The following is an 18776-nucleotide window of genomic DNA, read 5'->3' as shown; positions in this document are numbered from 1 at the left end:
TTGCGCCCCTCCCACCGTTACACGCTGATTTGCACAATTGTGCAATCTGCAAGCACATGTGTAAAATGCTGTGGACGTTGGGTCAAGTTCGGGTTTGGAGTGAACATGGACGACGATATTCGGATCCGCGCGGCCTGGCTGTATCACGTCGGTGGGCTGAGTCAGGATGAGGTGGGACAGCGGCTGGGGCTGTCGCGGTTCAAGGTGCTACGCCTGTTGTCGGACGCGCGCTCGGCAGGCGAGGTCGTCGTGTCGCTGGACCATCGCAGTGGCGGAACGCTGGCATTGGCCGAGGCGTTGCGGCTGCGGTTCGGACTGAAGGACGCGCTGGTCGCTCCGGACGTCGGTGGCGCGGAGGGCGCGGCGCGACACGCGGTCGGGATGGTCGCCGCCGGATGGCTTCGCCGTGTCGCCGCGACCGGGGCGCTGACCGTTGGCGTCGGTTGGGGGCGCACGTTGTCGGCGATGGCCGACGCGCTGACCGGTCTGCAAAACCCGGACCTGCGCGTCGTTTCCCTGATGGGGGCGATGGTGCGAACCGGCCCCGAAGGGCCGATCGACGTTTGCGCCCGGATCGCCGCCGTCGCGAGGGGGCAGGCCCTGTTCCTCCCCGCACCATTTCTGGCCGACACGTCCGAGGATGCCGCGGTCCTGATGCGCCAGCGTCTGGTCCGCGAGGCGTTGGAAGTGGCGCGGTCGGCAACCCATATGATCGTGTCGGTGGGCGAAGGTGGGCGCGACGCGCTGCTGACCACATCGGGCGTTCTGGACGCGGCGGATCTGGACGCGCTGGAGGCGGCGGAAGTGGTGGCCGATACGACGGGCAAGTTCCTGCGCGCAGATGGAACCCTTGCCCCCGTCGATCTGAACGACCGGACGCCGGCCATCGGGCTGAATGACATGAAGCGGGCCGAGGTGACGCTGCTGGCGGCGGGCACGTCCAAGGCGCGGGCGACGCGCGCCCTGCTGCGCGCCGGTCTGGTGGACCGGATCGTGGTGGATGAGGCGCTGGCGATCATACTGAAGGAGGATGAAGCATGAAAGGATTTGGGGTCCACACGAGCATGTGGACGATGACCTGGGACAAGGCGGGGTCGGAACGAGCGGTCGCAGCCGCGACGACCCATGGCTTCGACTTCATCGAGATCGCGCTGCTATCGCCCGATGCGGTCGATCCTACCGCCTCCCGCGAGCTGCTGGAGGCGGCTGAGTTGCCGGCCGTCTGTTCGTTGGGCCTGCCGGAAGCGGTCTGGCCGTCACGGCACGGGCCTGACGACGCCGTCGCATTCCTGACGGGCGCGCTCGACGTGGCCCATGCGATCGGGGCCGAAGCGCTGTCGGGCGTGACATATGGCGGTATCGGCGAGACCACCGGCACGCCGCCCACAACGGAGGAACTGGACCATGTCGCCATCACGTTGGATCGTGCCGCAGCCCATGCCGCGCGTCTTGGGATGCGCTTCGGCATCGAGCCGGTGAACCGCTACGAGAGCCATTTGATCAACACGGCCCGCCAAGGCATCGAGATGATCGAGCGGATCGGCGCGGAGAACATGTTCCTGCATCTCGATACCTATCACATGAATATCGAGGAGCGTGGCATTGCGATGGGCATTCTGGAGGGACGGGACCATCTGGCCTATATCCACCTGTCGGAGTCGGACCGGGGCACGCCGGGTGCGGGCAACGTGCGGTGGGACGAGGTCTATGGCGCACTGGCGGCAGTAGGGTTCAGCGGTGGTCTTGCCATGGAAAGCTTCATTGATATGCCGCCCGAGATTGCCAATGGCCTCGCCGTGTGGCGCCCGGTTGCCGAGAGTCGCGATGTCGTACTGGAACGGGGCCTGCCGTTCTTGCGTAACAAGGCGGCACAATACCGGCTGATCTGACCGGCATCGGATGTAACAGGGTGTGGAACCTTGCAGTTAGTGGGGGGGAGTAGCCTGCGATTGTCCATCGACTGCCCTCTGCCGTTCTTTCCCCTGGTCCCATGCCAAGGTTAATGGATATCGACCGGCACGCCGTTCGACCCGGTCCGTTTTCCGGTCGGCTGAAGCGGAAGCGCGTATCGCGACGCTTCGTCAGTTCTGTTGCAAGTTGATCGGGTGAACGCGTTTTCAGTGGTCGCAGTTGGGATATTTCCTGTTTCAGCCTGTCAGGAACCCGGGCAGTGGATGTGATCTGCCTCAGGCGCATTGCACGGCGTCCAGACTGCGGTTGAAAAGGGAGCGTGCTTGGCTGATCGGGCGGACCAAGGACGGAGACCCTATCAAACAAGTCAAACGGCACAACAGGATAGAGATCCTGTTCGGTGCCAGAATTACGGCGCGTGTGAAAGTTCAACTCTGCTATTGGCGCGATGTGCGCCGAGCCGAATTCGCTGCGAGTGCCGAACGACAATTGCGCAACCAACAGGCGCGGACATTCTCCGCCAGGCATTTTATGAACCTGCATCCGAATGTGAAGCCATGTCCTCGGGCCTGGATACAGGTGGCAGCGCTTCAGTGCTTTGGTCGCGTTGCGTTACCGCTCCCGGCGGCTTCGTATGCGGCATCGCAGAGCGCGTAGGTTTTGATATTGTCGACAGCGGAAACTGAGGCCGGCTTCCCTTCCTTCCATCGATTCAAAATGTGCTGGCAGGTGTTGCGCACGCTGTCCTGAACCACATGCCAAGGCCGCTCCGCCCAACTAAGAACGGCGGCGTCGGCATTGATGGTCGTCGACTGATCGCCGGACGAGACCGTCAGGCTCATATCGGCACCGAGGCGGAGTGCGCCTCGTGTGCCTTCGATTTCAATGAGCGTGGCGGGGAAGGGGTCCGGTAGCTGCTGTGAAGCATACGTGCACTCTACCACGCTGACCGCGCCGGACAGGTGCCGCAGCATCATCGTCGCCGTATCTTCTCCCTTTACGTCACGATCCCGGCGCTGCAATTCGGCAGACAGGTGGTGGACTTCTCCGAAAAAGACGCGCGCAAGATCAAGGACGTGCACGCCCACGTCGGTCAGGATGAACCGCTCCTCTTCCCTCAGATAGGGTTGCCCTGAATAGATGTCATAGCCGGTTCGAAAACTGATCCGTCCCCAGGTGGGATCGCCGATTTTGCCTGATGCCAGGATGTCGCTGATCATCATGTGCGGGTGCTGAAAGCGAAAGTTCTCATGCACGGCCAGAAACTGTCCCGATGCCTGCGCCTTGGCAAGCATTCCCTCGCATTCAGCAAGCGAGCGACCAAAGGGTTTTTGAACAATGGTGGCAATCCCGGCATCAAGTGACTGCGAGACCAGCGCCCTGTGAGAGTTCACCTGTGTGACAATATCGACGATGTCGAGGTCACCCTCGGCGATCATCGCAGCCATATCGGTATGAATGCCGGGAACTGAAAAGGCCTTCGCGGCTTTTTCGGCCTGCTCCCGTGACAAATCGCAAACGGCCACAAGGTCGACACCCTGAGCGTGTAGGGAATGCCATGAGTTGAGATGGTTTTGAGAAAAGAAGCCACATCCGACGACTCCGACACGACAACGTTTGGCCATTCAGACGATTCCCATTTCCATATACCGGCAAGCCTTGCGATCACGTTGCATCCGGCGCGTGTCACGCTTGAGCTTTGCTTATGTATTAGCACCTTATATAAATACTTATACCGCCATAGCGTTTGATGAAACGCGCGGACTGTTTTTCACTATATACTAAACAAACAATTCGTACTTAAGCGGATAATCAGACATCCTAGGTTCATTCCCATTCGATGGTACCCGGAGGCTTGGACGTGATGTCGTAGGTCACGCGATTGATGCCCGGCACCTCATTGATGATGCGGGTTGCGGTTTCGCCCAGGAAGTCATGGGTGAACGGGTAATAATCGGCGGTCATGCCATCAACCGAGGTGACGGCCCGCAGGGCGCAGGCGAAATCATATGTGCGCCCGTCGCCCATGACGCCGACCGTGCGGACCGGCAGGATCGCCACGAAGGCCTGCCAGATATCGTCATACAGACCGTGCTTGCGGATCTGATCGATGTAGACGGCATCGGCGCGGCGCAGAATCGTCAGCTTTTCGCGGGTGATTTCACCGGGACACCGAATGGCCAGACCGGGGCCGGGGAAGGGGTGGCGACCAATGAAACTGGGCGGCAAACCAAGTTCGCGACCCAGGGCGCGCACCTCGTCCTTGAACAGTTCGCGCAGGGGTTCGACCAGTTTCAGGCCCATCTTTTCGGGCAGCCCGCCGACGTTGTGATGCGATTTGATGGTGACCGAGGGGCCGCCGGAAAAGCTGACCGATTCGATGACATCGGGGTAAAGGGTGCCCTGTGCCAGAAACTTGACGCCTTCGATTGCGTCGGCATGCTTCTGGAAGACGTCGATAAACAGCTTACCGATGATCTTGCGTTTGGTTTCGGGGTCGGACACACCGTCGAGCTGACCCAGAAACAGCTCCTCTTCATTGGCGTGGATCAGGGGAAGGTTATAGTTGTCGCGAAACATCTTCGCGACTTCCTCGCCTTCACCCTGCCGCAAAAGCCCGTGGTCGACGAAGACGCAGGTCAGTTGATCGCCGATCGCTTCGTGCAACAGGACCGCTGCGACCGAAGAATCGACGCCGCCGGACAGGGCGCAGATTACCTTGTCAGTCCCGACCTGTTCGCGGATCGCCGTTATGGCCTGCTCGCGATACCCGGCCATCGTCCAGTCGCCGGTGAACCCGGCCAGCCTTACGAAATTCTCGTAGAGCTTGGCGCCCTTGGGGCTGTGGTGAACTTCGGGATGGAACTGCATGCCATAAAAATGGCGGTCGGTGTCGGCGACCACGGCGAAGGGTGCGCCGGACGAGGTGGCATAGACCTCGAAGCCGTCGGCAAGGCGGCTGACGTGATCGCCGTGTGACATCCAGACCTGTTCGCGGCCCGTCGATTCGGGGCCGTCGAACCAGCCTTGTAGCAGATCCAGCGGTTGTGATGGAGTGACAAAAGCGCGCCCGAACTCCGCCGTTCCCTCGCCGCGGATGACCAGACCGCCCAGCATCTGCATCATCACCTGCTGGCCGTAGCAAATACCCAGAACCGGCACGTCCAGGTCGAAGACTTCCGCAGGCGGACGGGGGCTATCCGCGTCGGGCACGCTGGCCGGACCGCCCGACAGGATCACCGCCCTGGGGGCGAAGTCGCGCAGAAAGTCGGGCGTCACGTTCTGAAACGGGTGGATTTCGCAGTAGACATTCAGTTCCCGCAGACGCCGCGCGATAAGCTGCGTAACCTGCGATCCGAAGTCCACGATGAGAAGGCGTTGATGATCGGGCATATCCATGCCGCGCGGCTTACGCCGGGGCTGGGCGGGGGGCAAGTATTGGACCCCGCTATTAGGCGATGTCGCCTTTGGCCCCGCCGGGACGCAAACGGTGGGTGAGGGCGGCTTGGCGCGGGGTAGCAGTCGGCTCAGGATAAGGAACCGAAGGGGTTTGTCATGGCGGAAGCGGCAAGGGGACGGCGGGGCGGCGGTGGCGCGGCCCGGCGGGCGGAGCGCACAAGCACCAAGGTCGAGCAGGCAGCCTACATCACCCGCGGCATCCCCGACTTCGAGATTCTGACGGCTGAAGCGCTTGAGATCATCGAGACCAATGCCGAAGTCGTACTGGAAGAAATCGGCGTCGCCTTCCCCGAGAACGAGACTGCGCTTGAGTTATGGCGTCAGGCCGGGGCGGATGTGCGCGGAGACCGGGTGCATATTCCCAAGGGATTGGCCCGCAAGTTATGCGCCACCGCACCCTCTCGGTTTACCCAGATCGCCCGCAACTCTGACCGCAATGTCGAGATCGGCGGACGTAACCTGGTGCTGGCTCCGGTCTATGGCCCACCTTTCGTGCGCGATGCGGGCGGTCGGCGTTATGCCACGCTGGAGGATTTCCACAAGTTTGTGAAGCTGGGGCATATGTCCAAGTGGCTTCACCATTCGGGCGGCACGGTCTGCGAGCCGACGGACATTCCGGTCAACAAACGACATTTCGATATGTTGCTCGCGCATATGACACTGACCGATAAACCCTTCATGGGCTCGGTGACCGAAGCCAGCCGCGCCGCCGATTCGGTCGAGATGTGCGACATCCTGTTCGACGACGGTACCGGATCGGGCCTGAACGACCGCACCGCGATGATCAGCCTGATCAACATCAACTCTCCGCTGACCTTCGATTCGATCATGATGGGCGCGTTGGAAGTCTATGCGAAGGCCAATCAGGCCGTCATAATCAGCCCCTTCATCGTGGGCGGGGCGATGGCGCCGGTTTCAGTTGCAGGCACACTGACGCAGGTTCTGGCTGAAGTGATGGCCGGTGTCGCCTATAGCCAGTTGGTACGTGCGGGCGCGCCCGTGGTTTTCGGGGCGTTCGTTACGTCGATCGACATGAATTCGGGGGCGCCGACGTTCGGCACACCGGAAGCGGCGCAAATTACCTATGGTGCGGGGCAACTTGCACGACGGCTGGGTCTGCCGTATCGCAGCGCCGGGTCATTCAACGGATCAAAACTGCCGGACGCACAGGCGGCCTATGAGACAGCGAATTCACTGAACACAGGGTTGCTGTCGGGGGTCAATTTCATGCTGCATGCCTGCGGCTGGCTGGAAGGGGGTCTGGTCGCCGATTTCGAAAAGTTCGTGATGGACGCCGATCAGTTGGGCGTTTTGCACGGGTTGGCACGCGGAGTTGAGATCGACGAGAACGCGCAAGCGATGGATGCTCTGCGAGAAGTAGGCCCCGGCGGGCATTTTCTGGGCTGTGCGCATACCCAGGCGAACTACAAACAAGCCTTCTGGAAGTCGCAATTACTGGATTACAAACCCTATGAGACATGGGCGGACGAGGGGTCGCGGGATACCCGCGCGTTGGCCTCGGCCCGGGTAGAAAAGTTATTAGCGACTTATGAGCAACCTGCTCTGGACCCCGCAATACGCGAGGCCCTGATCTCATATGTGGCCGAGAAGAAATCCGGGATGCCCGACGCCTTCATGTAATGGCGGTGCCGCTTCAGGCGCGTCCGAAGGCCCGTGCCTCGGACACCAGCGCGACAAGGATGTCGACGTGGCGGACGAAGCTGTAGTTTTTGTCTGAGGTCTGGCGGCGTCGCTCCAGTGCGGCCTCGATCGGTAGAAGTTTTTCCAACGCCGCGCGGGGCGATGCAGGGATCGCAACGCGTAGCATCCGACGCAGATCGCGGCGGCGTTCGTATCGGGCTGAGCCGTGGTTGGCGGCATCGACCAGCAGGCCGGGGCGACGAAGGGCGGCGAGTTCGGAAGAAATCTTGCACATCTTGGGCAGGTCCATCTTGTGTTGCGATTGCCCTGATCCTGCGCCACCGGACGGCATTGTTGCGCGGTTTCCAAAAGCACCGTTCGCATGCGTTGTTGCGTTTACACTTTGGAAACAATTGTGGCCGGGCCGTGGATGATTAACGTCTTGGTAACCAATCGGAGCGAGTTCTGGGCCAAGTTTTCCACAGGACCCGTTTCGGAGTTTTCAATGCCGTCCCGCCTTGCAGATCGCTCCATGGAAAGGTGGCCCGACTGGGTCCCCGGATCGGCCCGCGCCTATGTCGCGCATGCCTTTGAGGGGCGCCCTCTGCGTGCCGTCGCCGAGGAGTCGGGCTGTGCGGCATCGACCGTGTTGCGGCAGGTGCGGCGTATCGAGCAACGCCGGGATGACCCGCTTGTGGACGACATTATCGAACGGCTCGCAGAAGCCGCCATTGACGGTACGGATTCCACAGCAGCAAAGGATATATCCCCCATGTCCGCCATTCCCCAACGCGCAACCCTGATCGACGACGAAACCCTCAACCGCGAGGCCCGGCGCGTCCTGCGACGCCTGTGTGAAGGCGATGCCTTCCTTGCGGTCGGGCAGGGCATGCCGCAAGCCGTCGTCCTGCGCGAAAATGGCGAGACGCCGACTCGCACCGCGACGGTGCAAAAATCCGTGGCCCAGGCCTTCGTGCTGAAAGACTGGGTAAGCTGTTTCAAGGCTGGTCGCGTCACCCGCTATCGCATCACCGAGGCCGGGCGCGCCGCTTTGAAGCGTCTTCTGAACGACACGCTGAACGCGCGACAGGAAGCGCGGGGCATGGCCGAGTCACCCAGCCCTTTCCTGACTCAGCATATGGAAATGGGCGAACGGGCGGTTCCTGGCCCGCGCGGCGATGAAGTCATGCGTATCAATCTGGCGGAATCTCCGCTGGGGGCCCTGGCCCGCAAGAAGGATCGCGATGGCAAACCGTTCCTGAGCATGGATCTGGTCATTGCGGGCGAACGTCTGCGCGAAGATTTCGAACGGGCGCAGATGGGTCCGCGCGTCGGCCAGAACTGGGAGAGGTTCCTAACCGCGGGGGGGCGCGGACAGATGGGCCCCGGCAGCAATTGTTCAGGCCCCAGGGATGCACGCGAACGGGTCAGTCAGGCATTGCGTGCCCTGGGTCCAGGTCTGGCTGATGTGGTGCTGCGGGTGTGCTGTTTTCTGGAAGGTCTGGAAACAGCTGAAAAGCGTATGGGATGGGCCGCGCGGTCCGGCAAAATCGTCCTGCGGATCGCATTGCAGCGACTGGCCGGACACTACGACAGCCTGCACCGTTAGATCATCATGCTCGCCGGAAAATGAACACGCCGCCCGGCACAAGGCGGCGTGTTAGGACAATTTCAGAGTCAGCGGTCTTCGACTTCCACGTAATCTCGGGCCGTCGCGCCGGTATAAAGTTGGCGCGGACGACCGATCTTGAGGTCCGGGTCCGACAACTGTTCCTTCCACTGCGAGATCCAGCCGACGGTACGTGACAGCGCGAAGATCGGCGTAAACATCGAGGTCGGAAAGCCCATGGCTTCGAGGATTATGCCCGAATAGAAGTCGACATTCGGAAACAGCTTCTTCTCTGCAAAATACGGATCTTCCAACGCCTCTCGCTCAAGTTCCTTGGCGACCTGAAGGATCGGATTGTTGTGAATGCCCAGAAGTTCCAGCACTTCGTCGGCGCTTTGCTTCATTACGGTCGCACGGGGGTCGAAATTCTTGTAGACCCGGTGTCCGAAGCCCATCAGGCGAAACGGATCGTCCTTGTCCTTGGCGCGCGCGATGAATTCCGGGATGCGGTCCACAGTTCCGATCTCGTTTAGCATTTCCAGACAGGCCTGGTTGGCACCCCCATGCGCCGGGCCCCAAAGACAGGCGATGCCAGCTGCGATGCAGGCAAACGGGTTCGCCCCGGATGACGAGGCCAAGCGAACGGTCGAAGTCGAGGCATTCTGTTCGTGGTCGGCATGCAGGGTGAAGATACGGTCCATGGCGCGGGCAAGGATCGGATCGACGACGTAATCCTCGGCTGGCACGCTGAAACACATGTTCAGGAAGTTCGACGCGTAATCCAGATCGTTCCTTGGATAGACGAAAGGCTGTCCGATGGAATATTTATAGGCCATTGCCGCGATGGTCGGCATCTTCGCGATCAGGCGAAAGGATGCGACCTCGCGCTGCCATGTGTCGTTGATATCGGTGCTGTCGTGATAGAAAGCGGACATCGCGCCCACCACGCCCACCATCGTTGCCATCGGATGCGCGTCGCGGCGGAATCCGCGGAAAAAATTGTGCATCTGCTCGTGGATCATGGTGTGCTTGGTCACCGTGGTTTCGAACAGCTCAAGCTGCTCGGCGGACGGCAACTCACCATAGAGTAACAGGTAGCACACTTCCAGATAGTGAGAGTCGGCGGCGAGTTGGCCAATGGGATAGCCGCGGTGCAGCAGAACGCCCTCTTCGCCGTCGATGAAGGTGATCGCGCTGTCGCAGGCCGCTGTGGACGTGAAGCCCGGATCATAGGTAAATACCCCGGCCTGTGCGTAGAGCTTGCGGATATCGACCACGTCGGGACCGACTGTCGGGGAATGGATGGGCAAATCGTAGGTTTTTCCATCCAGCGTCAGCGTCGCAGTTTTCCGAGTGTCAGCCATGTCCGTCCTTTCGAGATGATGCAACATGAAGATCATGATGCATCCTGTTGTATTGCCGAACCATTAGTTCGGTTGAGCGCGAATTTGAGCGCGCCCGAATGGCTCAAATATGCTCTCCGGACTCCGGTTCGCCAACGGCATCCTGAAGCCGCAGAAGCGTTTCGTCCTGTCCGAGAACAAGCATCATATCGAAAACGCTGGGGGTGGCGGTTCGACCGGCAAGCGCTGCGCGGAGTGGCGCAGCCAGCTTGCCCAGACCCAGTCCCCTGGACTGTGCCAGATCACCCACGACACCCTCCAGCACATCGCGTGTCCAGCTAGCAGTTTGCAGGTGCGGCGTCAATTCCGACAGTATGCCACGGGATACCGGATCAAGCGCTTTCGCGGCCTTTTCATCGGGCGTTACCGGACGATCGACCAATGCGAAATGCGCGCGCTCGACAATCTGGGGCAGGGTGCGGCTGGCGTCCTTCACGATTGGGATCGCAGGGGCAAGCCGGTCGATGTCAACGGAGGGCACGTCTGCGCGGGCTATCCAATCTTGTACGGCAGCCAAAATATCGCTGTCTGGCATCGCGCTGAGATGCTGTCCGGACAGGTTTTCCAGTTTTTTCAGGTCCAGCCGGGCAGGAGCGCGACCGATGCCTTCCAGATCGAACCAGGCACGGGCCTGTTCGTCGGTAAAAAACTCGTCGTCACCATGGCTCCACCCCAACCGCGCAAGGTAATTCCGCAGCGCCTGCGCCGGGTATCCCATTGCGGCATATTCCTCGACGCCAGTCGCGCCATGCCGTTTGGACAGCTTCTTGCCATCGGCGCCGTGGATCAGGGGAATATGCGCCCATACCGGCTGTGCCCAACCCATCGCATCGTAGATTTGCGCCTGACGCGCGGCATTGTTCAGATGATCGTCGCCCCGGATCACATGCGTGACACCCATGTCATGATCGTCCACCACAACCGCCAGCATATAGGTCGGAGTGCCATCGGAGCGCAGCAGCACCATGTCGTCCAGCTGATCGTTGCGGAAGGTTACCTTACCCTGAACAGCATCGGCGATTATGGTCGTGCCGTCGCGCGGGGCTTTCAGACGAATGACCGATGGCGTGTCCGGATGATCGGATGGATCGGAATCGCGCCAGGGCGACTGGAACAGGGTCGTGGTGCCGGCTTGGCGCGCGGCCTCCCGAAATGTCTCGATCTCTTCCTGGGTCGAGAAACAGCGATAGGCATGGCCCGAGGCCAGCATCGCATGCGCCACCTCGGCATGACGCGGGACCTGATCGAATTGGCTGACGGCCTCGCCATCGTGGTCAAGACCAAGCCATTTCAGACCCTGAAAGATCGTATCGGTCGCTTCAGGGGTAGAGCGTTCGCGATCGGTGTCCTCGATCCGCAACAGGAATTGCCCGCCATGACGCCGCGCGAACAGCCAGTTGAACAGCGCCGTCCGCGCCGTACCGATGTGCATCGTGCCGGTGGGGGACGGGGCGATACGGGTCACCACGGGGGCGATCTGGGGTTCGGACATGGCGTGGGGTTCCTCGTCTGACGGCTGTGTGACTGCGCATGGTTAACGATTTGTAAACCCGGCGGCGCGCATGATCGGGTGGGTGATAGGCACCCCCGAGGGATAGGGCAAGGATGCACCCCGTCGACGTCGCGCCACCTGTCGCGCCCGGCCTGCTGGCGCGGGCTATCGGCGCGTGTCAGTCACTGCGCGGGCACCGACTTCCGTGGCTGGCTCTGGCCTTTGGCGCCGGGGTCGGCATTTATTTCGCTCTCCCGGTGGAGCCATCGGACACCGTTGCCATCATAATGGGCCTCGTTGCAGCTTGCCTGCTGTTCACCGCCTTTCTCTGGCGCGGCGGCCTTGGCCTCATCCCACTCCTGTTGGCATGTGCCGTGCTGGGCGTCCTCATCGCCCAGGCTCGCACGCAGTTGGTAGCCGGTCCTGTCCTGGGCTATCGCTATTACGGTGCGGTCGAGGGGCGGATAATCCTTATCGACCGCTCCGCCTCGGGTGCAACGCGCCTGACTCTGGATCGGGTCCGGCTGGACCGGATGGCGCCATCGGCCACTCCGCGCCGCGTCCGCATTTCGCTGCAGGACGATACCGGCGTCACCCCTCAGCCCGGCTTGCGCGTCATGACGACTGGCCATCTGCTCGCCCCCTCGGGCCCGACCGAACCGGGGGGCTTCGATTTCCAGCGTCACGCCTGGTTCCTGCAACTGGGCGGTGTCGGCTATACGCAGGTGCCGCTGCTTTTGGCCCAGCCGTCGAAAGGTGGCGCGTCCCTTGTCGTTGCACGCATCCGCGCGGCCGTAGGCGACGGTTTCCGTGCCCGCATGCCCGGGCAGGCGGGGCAAGTAGCGGCGGCGATCACCACCGGCGACCGCGCGGGTTTGTCGGACGCGGTGACCGCCGACCTGCGCGCTTCGAATCTGGCCCACCTTCTGGCGATTTCCGGACTGCACATGGGATTGCTTGTCGGATTTGTCTTTTGGGCCGTTCGCGGCGGTCTGGCCCTGATCCCCTCGATCGCGTTACGCCATCCGACCCGGGCCTGGGCGGCGGCGGCAGCCTTGCCCTTCGCGCTCGCCTATCTGTTTCTTTCGGGCGGCAGCGTAGCGACACAGCGTGCCTTCGTCATGGCCGCCGTAATGTTGGGTGCAATCTTACTGGGCCGCCGCGCACTGTCGATCCGAAGCGTGGCGATCGCCGCAATCCTCGTGTTGATCTGGCGACCCGAAAGCCTGACCGGCCCCGGATTTCAGATGTCCTTTGCTGCGACCGGTGCCCTGGTTCTGGCCTTCGGTGCATTCGCGCGGAGCGACCGGCCCGACTGGATGCGGGGCTGGCGGGGCGCAGTGATTTCACTCCTGCTGTCGTCGGTCGTGGCCGGCCTGGCAACAGGACCATTCGCGGCTTTGCATTTCAACCGGATCGGCCAATACGGTGTGCTGGCCAACATGTTGGCAGTGCCGATGATGGGGTTGGCGGTCATGCCGCTGCTTTTCATTGGTCTGATCCTATGGCCCATCGGACTGGAAATGGTGCCGTTGCGCGTTGCGGGTTGGGGAATCGAGTGGATATTGTTCGTGGCCGACCGGGTTGCGGCCTTGCCCGGCGCCATCGGGGCCATGTCCGCGCCAGACTGGACGGTCCTGCCGATCCTCGGCATCGGATACGGCTTGCTCGGGGCAGGACGGGGACGTGTATCGCGAGGCGGAGGCGTGGCGGCCCTGATCCTTGCCGCCGCGCTCTGGCTGCAAAGCCCCCGCCCGGACGTTCTGATTTCGGACGATGCGCGTCTGATTGGCATCATGTCGGGCGACGGACGCTGGTTGAACCGCGAGAGCGGCGCCGGGTTCGTCGCGGCGTCATGGCTAGAAAACGATGGTGATATCGCGGATCAGATCGCAGCTGCCAGCCGTGCCCGGCCCGACCTGCGCGCGCGCGGCATCATACTGTATCATGCGCGGGGCAAGCGCGATATTCCCGAGGCGGTCGCGGCCTGTGCCGCTCGGCCCGGATGGCTGATCCTGCCAGAAACGGTCGAGACTATCCCCCCCGGCTGCGATTTGCTGGAACCGGAGCGTTTGCGGAAGACCGGGGCAATTGCATTGTTTCAGGGGAATGACGGTCTCGTCGAGGTCAGAACCGCCCGCACTCTGCAAGGCGACCGACCCTGGTCGACTGACACCCGATAGCGGCGCGTCTAAGGATCGACATGAGAAGGGCGGTTGCACCGATACCGGCGCATCCGCATCGATCAATAGCTTCGGATCAGACCGACCAGACGCCCCTGAACCTCGACCTGGTCATCCCTCAGCAGGCGCGTCTCATAGGCGGGGTTGGCCGCCTCCAGCGCGATCATACCCTTGACCCTGCGATAGCGTTTCAACGTCGCCTCGTGGCCTTCGACAAGCGCCACGACGATATCGCCGTTGTCGGCAGTGTTCTGTTCACGGATGACCACGACATCGCCGTCGTTGATTCCAGCGTCGATCATCGAGTCGCCCTTGACCTCCAAGGCATAATGATCGCCGCCCCGATCAAGCATCTGACCCGGCACGGCGACGTGATGCGAGACTTCGCTGATCGCCTCAATCGGAACGCCGGCGGCGATGCGGCCCATCACCGGCAATTCGGTCGCGTCGATCTGAACCGGCAGGGCGCGGGCAGGGTGCGAATTGGCCGGCCGGGCATTGCCTTCGATCACGGTCGGCACGAAGGTCGATGCCCCGCCAAGATCTTCCGGCAGGCGCGTGATCTCGATGGCACGGGCGCGATGGGCCAGCCGACGGATGAAGCCACGTTCTTCCAGCGCTGTTATCAGGCGATGGATGCCGGATTTCGATCGCAAGTCCAACGCGTCTTTCATTTCGTCGAACGACGGCGGCACGCCATCGCGCTGCACCCGCTTGTGAATGAAAGCGAGAAGATCGCGTTGTTTGCGGGTCAGCATGGTTAGTTTCCCCTTGAAATCCGGCCCGGAATATCGGGCAATCGCCTTATGTTCTAGAAAGGTTCCCGTTTTGTGTCAACTGGTGGCTTTCGAACGATTGGCAATTCTGCGGACATGATACGAACGCTTCAACTTGGCAGCATGACGGTGCGGACGCGATGCCCGATCGGCAGTGCAGGATCGTCGGGCGGGCGCACCACAAGCAGATCGGCCCGCGCCAGTACGCTTAGCAAACTGCTGTCCTGACGGGGTTCCACGACCACGCCTTCCGGCGAAAGACGCCCCCGCATATAGTGCTGACGAGGGCCATTGGCTGGAACAGATGTGGCAAGCACGTGGGACGTCTCGGTCAGTTCGGGCGGAAGGCCAAGCATGCGCCGAATCAGTGGTAATATGAAGATTACACCACAAACCATTGATGAAACAGGATTACCGGGCAAGCCAATCAGTGTGGAAGATCCGATCCGTCCTGCCAGCAATGGCTTTCCGGGGCGCATTGCAACCTTGTGGAATGCCATATCGAGACCGGCATCCCTGGCCGACCCTGCGACAAGATCGTGATCTCCGACCGACGCGCCGCCGATGGTAACAATCAGGTCTGCATCGCGGGCCAGTGCAAAGGCCTGCTCCAGGCTATCGACTGTGTCGCGGGCGATGGGCAAAAGCCGGGCATCGGCCCCGGCCCCTTCGACCATTGCCGCCAATCCGAAGCCGTTGGAGGCAGTGATCTGTCCGGGGTTCAGCGTCTCGCCCGGCATCCGCAGTTCATCCCCGGTCATAATGAACGCGACGACGGGTTTACGCACGACCGGCACGGCATTGTGGCCCATCGCGGCCAGAAGTGTCACATCTCGGCTGCCCAGAGGGGTCTTCGAATGCCACGACATACCCTTGGCGAAATCTCCCGCTTCGGGCCTGATGTGAGTTGCCGGTCCGGGGTCAGTCGTGATGCGGATCTCGTCGCCGTTGCGCGCGATATCTTCCTGAATGACGACGCGGGTCGCACCGTCGGGCAATGGCGCGCCGGTGAAGATGCGCACGGCCTCGCCTGCCGCGACAGGCCTGCCGAACGGGTGGCCTGCGGCGGAGGTGCCGATCACACGAAACATGTCTCCGGCGGTTGCGTTGCCCGCAATGGCATATCCGTCCATGGCAGAGGCAGGGAAAGGCGGCTGATCGTGCTGCGCCGTCAGCGGCCCGGCCATGATCCGCCCGGAGGCGGCGCGCAGCGGAACCTGTTCGGAGGGCAGGACATCGACTAGCAACAGCAGTCGCGCCGTAGCCTCGGCGACCGAAATCACGGCGGTGACGCTTTCCAGTCGCCCGACTTGCCGCCGGTCTTGGATAGCAGGCGAATGCCTCCGATCTGCATGTCCTTCTGCACCGCCTTGGCCATGTCATAGACCGTCAGGCAGGCTGTGCTGACGGCGACAAGCGCCTCCATCTCCACCCCTGTGCGCCCGGCGGTCCCGACTGTCGCCGTGACCCGAAGACCCGGCAGCGCGTCGTCGACGGTCAGGTCGACCGCCACACGCGCGATCGGAAGAGGATGGCAGAGAGGGATCAGGTCGGAGGTGCGTTTGGCCCCCATGATCCCGGCCAACCGCGCGATACCGATAACATCGCCTTTTTTTGACGTGCCTGATTTAATGATATCAAGTGTTTCCGCTGACATCTTCACCCAACCTTCGGCCACGGCGACCCGGTCGGTTTCGGCCTTGCCCGACACGTCGACCATATGGGCGGCCCCTGCATCGTCGAAATGTGTCAGACGGCTCATCGTCCGGGCACCAACGGATCGGTCAGGATCCGGGCGGTTGCGGCGGCAACATCGTCCTGACGCATCAGGCTTTCCCCGATCAGGAAACAGCGCATGCCATAACGGGCCAGATCCGCCAGGTCTTCGGCGGTGTTCAGGCCCGATTCAGACACCAGGATGCGATTCACGGGGACGTGGCGCGAAAGGTCCCGGCTGACGGCAAGATCGGTGACGAATGTGTTCAGGTCGCGATTGTTGATGCCCAACAGACGCGAGGACAGATTTTCGGCCCGCTCAAGCTCCTCGCGGTTGTGGACCTCGACCAGACAATCCATGCCCCAGTCGGTGGCCGCAGACTCCAATTCAGCGGCCTGTGCGTCGGATACGCTGGCCATGATGATCAGGATACAATCCGCGCCCAGGCTGCGGCTTTCGGCGACCTGCCACGGGTCATACAGGAAATCCTTGCGCAGCACCGGCAGGTCGACGGCCGCGCGCGCGGAGACGAGATAGCTGTCATCGCCCTGAAACGAAGGACCGTCGGTCAAGACCGACAGGCATGTGGCGCCGCCCGCCTCATAGGCTTCGGCCAGCGCGGGCGGGTCGAAATCGGGGCGGATCAAGCCTTTGGACGGACTGGCCTTCTTTATTTCTGCGATCAGCCCGTAACCTTCCAGGATCACCTTTTGCAGTGCATCCGCGAAAGGCCGAACTTTCGGAGCGTTGCGGGCGGCATCCTCGATCGTCGCCTGATCACGCTCGGCCTTGCGGGCAGCCACCTCCTCCAGCTTGTAGGCCTTGATCTTCTCGAGGATCGTGGGCGTGCTCATGCTGCGGTCTCCGTTGTGAATTTTGCCAGCCCGTCGACCTTTGCCATAGCCGCGCCTGAATCGATTGATTTCGAGGCGATTTCAACGCCATCCGATAAGGTTTTCACACGACCGGCCACGATAAGCGCGGCTGCGGCGTTCAGCAGGACGGCATCTCGATAGGCACTGGGCGCGCCATCGAGCAGTTTGCGAAAGGCGCGACCGTTCTCGGCCGGATCGCCGCCCATGATCGCCTCGAACGGATGGGTCGGCAAACCTGCATCGTCGGGGGTGACGATACGCTCTGTGACATCGCCATTCTCCAGAACGGCAACGGAAGTAGGACCGGCAATTGAAACCTCGTCGGTGCCGTCCTCGCCATGAACCAGCCATGCTACCTCGGACCCGAGCGCGCCCAGAACTTCGGCCATCGGACGGATCAGGGAGGAAGAATACGCGCCAGTGAGTTGTCGCTTGACGCCTGCCGGATTGGTCAGAGGGCCGAGAATGTTGAATACCGTCCGCGTCCCCAGTTCGCCGCGAACGGGCATGACATGGCGTATTGCGGGGTGGTGCATTGGCGCCATCATGAAGCAGATGCCCACCTCTTTCAGCGCCTTTTCAGCCATTTCCGCGCCGTGGTTCACGTCGATTCCCATCTGGGTCAGCACATCCGCCGCTCCGGATTTCGACGACAGGTTGCGGTTGCCGTGTTTGGCGACCGGCACGCCCGCACCCGCCACCACGAAAGCCGTGGCGGTCGAGATATTCAGCGTGCCTTTGCCGTCGCCTCCGGTGCCGACGATGTCCATCGCGCCATCGGGGGCCGAAACACGGTTCATCCGGGCGCGCATGGCGGCGACGGCAGCCGCGATTTCGCCGGTCGTTTCACCCCGTGTGCGCAGTGCCATCAGCAACCCGGCGATCTGCGAGGGCGTGGCATCGCCGTCGAAGAAGGCAGCAAAGGCGGCTTCGGCCTCTGCATCGGTCAGGGGACGGTCGGGAGCCACGTTCAGGATTGCCTTGATGTCGATCATGCAGCAGCCGTCCGGGTGTTGAGAGGGGGCATCATCTCGATGAAATTGCGGATCAGCGCATGACCGTGTTCCGAGGCGATGCTTTCGGGATGGAACTGCACGCCGTGGATCGGCAACGTGCGGTGTCGAAGGCCCATGATCATACCGCTGTCCAAAGCGGCATTGACGATCAGATCGTCGGGCAGGCTGTCACGATCGACCGTCAGCGAATGATAACGTGTCGCATCGAACGCATCGGGCAACCCGGCGAACACTCCGCTGCCGTCGTTCAGCATCCGCCCCAGCTTGCCATGCACGATTTCGCCCGCTCGGACGACCTTGCCGCCGAATGCCTGACCGATCGCCTGATGGCCAAGACAGACGCCCAGAAGGGGGGTGCGCGTCTCGGCGCAGGCGGCGACCATTGCAAGGCAGATCCCGGCCTGATCGGGGGCGCAGGGGCCAGGCGACAAAAGCACGCCGGTCGGGTTCAATGCCATAGCGGCCTGAACGTCCATGGCGTCGTTGCGCACCACTTTCACTTCGGCACCCTGTTCGGCCACATAGTGCACCAGGTTCCAGGTGAAGCTGTCGTAGTTGTCGATCAGCAGAAGCAAGCCAATCCCTCCTGTCGGGTATCGCGCGGGGTGTGAATGTCCGGCCTTCGGGTTATACAGGAGGAAAGGCCCGGCGAAAGGCCTAGCAGGGTGTTGTTGAGGGTCCATTTTGGGCAAGG

16 protein-coding genes are annotated in these 18776 nt (G+C 61.9%); 5 read left to right on the top strand and 11 right to left on the bottom strand.

What is annotated here, in order from left to right; all coding sequences use genetic code 11:
• Window positions 1–105: 105 nt before the first annotated feature.
• Window positions 106–1041, top strand: coding sequence for a sugar-binding transcriptional regulator (locus BMY38_RS08550; protein WP_092761830.1), 936 nt, complete (start codon window positions 106–108; stop codon window positions 1039–1041).
• Window positions 1038–1889, top strand: coding sequence for a sugar phosphate isomerase/epimerase family protein (locus tag BMY38_RS08545; RefSeq protein ID WP_092761828.1), 852 nt, complete (start codon window positions 1038–1040; stop codon window positions 1887–1889). The genes BMY38_RS08550 and BMY38_RS08545 overlap by 4 nt, the downstream gene beginning before the upstream one ends.
• A 612-nt stretch (window positions 1890–2501) precedes the next feature.
• Here the strand turns inward: BMY38_RS08545 and BMY38_RS08540 are convergent.
• Window positions 2502–3536 carry a Gfo/Idh/MocA family protein gene (locus BMY38_RS08540; protein ID WP_092761826.1) on the bottom strand — a complete coding sequence of 345 codons (1035 nt, stop codon included), beginning with the start codon at window positions 3534–3536 and terminating at the stop codon, window positions 2502–2504.
• Between the two features lie 202 nt (window positions 3537–3738).
• Window positions 3739–5310 carry a glutamine-hydrolyzing GMP synthase gene (guaA, locus tag BMY38_RS08535; protein ID WP_092761824.1) on the bottom strand — a complete coding sequence of 524 codons (1572 nt, stop codon included), beginning with the start codon at window positions 5308–5310 and terminating at the stop codon, window positions 3739–3741.
• Window positions 5311–5466: 156 nt separating this feature from the next.
• Between guaA and BMY38_RS08530 the strand changes: the two genes are divergently transcribed.
• Entirely contained in the window at window positions 5467–7011 is a 1545-nt protein-coding gene (locus tag BMY38_RS08530; protein ID WP_092761822.1) for a trimethylamine methyltransferase family protein, read from the top strand.
• Window positions 7012–7024: 13 nt separating this feature from the next.
• On the opposite strand, the gene BMY38_RS08525 is transcribed toward BMY38_RS08530, so the two are convergent.
• Window positions 7025–7321, bottom strand: coding sequence for a DUF6477 family protein (locus BMY38_RS08525; RefSeq protein ID WP_245737550.1), 297 nt, complete (start codon window positions 7319–7321; stop codon window positions 7025–7027).
• A 222-nt stretch (window positions 7322–7543) separates the two neighbouring features.
• Here BMY38_RS08525 and BMY38_RS08520 point away from each other — a divergent pair, with 222 nt between their 5' ends.
• Window positions 7544–8620, top strand: coding sequence for a DUF6456 domain-containing protein (locus tag BMY38_RS08520; protein ID WP_092762031.1), 1077 nt, complete (start codon window positions 7544–7546; stop codon window positions 8618–8620).
• Window positions 8621–8688: 68 nt separating this feature from the next.
• Here BMY38_RS08520 and gltA read toward each other — a convergent pair whose 3' ends face one another.
• Together gltA and gltX are read right to left on the bottom strand one after the other, a co-directional pair.
• On the bottom strand, window positions 8689–9984 hold the full coding sequence (gltA, locus tag BMY38_RS08515) for a citrate synthase (protein WP_092762029.1): 1296 nt from the start codon (window positions 9982–9984) through the stop codon (window positions 8689–8691).
• A 103-nt stretch (window positions 9985–10087) separates the two neighbouring features.
• On the bottom strand, window positions 10088–11515 hold the full coding sequence (gene gltX, locus BMY38_RS08510) for a glutamate--tRNA ligase (RefSeq protein WP_092761821.1): 1428 nt from the start codon (window positions 11513–11515) through the stop codon (window positions 10088–10090).
• 113 nt (window positions 11516–11628) lie between these two features.
• Here gltX and BMY38_RS08505 point away from each other — a divergent pair, with 113 nt between their 5' ends.
• Complete coding sequence (locus tag BMY38_RS08505) at window positions 11629–13698, top strand: ComEC/Rec2 family competence protein (protein ID WP_092761819.1); 2070 nt, start codon at window positions 11629–11631, stop codon at window positions 13696–13698.
• 62 nt (window positions 13699–13760) lie between these two features.
• On the opposite strand, the gene lexA is transcribed toward BMY38_RS08505, so the two are convergent.
• The 6 genes from lexA to BMY38_RS08475 all read right to left on the bottom strand — a co-directional run bounded on the left by lexA (window position 13761) and on the right by BMY38_RS08475 (window position 18657).
• On the bottom strand, window positions 13761–14456 hold the full coding sequence (lexA, locus tag BMY38_RS08500) for a transcriptional repressor LexA (protein WP_092761817.1): 696 nt from the start codon (window positions 14454–14456) through the stop codon (window positions 13761–13763).
• A gap of 128 nt (window positions 14457–14584) precedes the next feature.
• Window positions 14585–15757, bottom strand: a complete 1173-nt coding sequence (locus BMY38_RS08495; protein ID WP_092761815.1) for a molybdopterin molybdotransferase MoeA — start codon at window positions 15755–15757, stop codon at window positions 14585–14587.
• Window positions 15754–16236 (bottom strand): cyclic pyranopterin monophosphate synthase MoaC, encoded by a 483-nt coding sequence (moaC, locus tag BMY38_RS08490; protein ID WP_092761813.1) that lies wholly within the window; start codon window positions 16234–16236, stop codon window positions 15754–15756. The genes BMY38_RS08495 and moaC overlap by 4 nt, the downstream gene beginning before the upstream one ends.
• Window positions 16233–17045, bottom strand: a complete 813-nt coding sequence (trpC, locus tag BMY38_RS08485; RefSeq protein ID WP_092761811.1) for an indole-3-glycerol phosphate synthase TrpC — start codon at window positions 17043–17045, stop codon at window positions 16233–16235. Before trpC ends, moaC begins: the two co-directional genes overlap by 4 nt.
• On the bottom strand, window positions 17042–18061 hold the full coding sequence (trpD, locus tag BMY38_RS08480; RefSeq protein WP_092761809.1) for an anthranilate phosphoribosyltransferase: 1020 nt from the start codon (window positions 18059–18061) through the stop codon (window positions 17042–17044). The genes trpC and trpD overlap by 4 nt, the downstream gene beginning before the upstream one ends.
• On the bottom strand, window positions 18058–18657 hold the full coding sequence (locus BMY38_RS08475) for an anthranilate synthase component II (RefSeq protein WP_092761808.1): 600 nt from the start codon (window positions 18655–18657) through the stop codon (window positions 18058–18060). The genes trpD and BMY38_RS08475 overlap by 4 nt, the downstream gene beginning before the upstream one ends.
• Window positions 18658–18776 lie beyond the last annotated feature (119 nt).

The organism is Jannaschia helgolandensis (genome assembly GCF_900109285.1).
Classification (GTDB): Bacteria; Pseudomonadota; Alphaproteobacteria; order Rhodobacterales; family Rhodobacteraceae; genus Jannaschia; species Jannaschia helgolandensis.
This window is presented reverse-complemented; position numbering and strand designations above follow the sequence as displayed.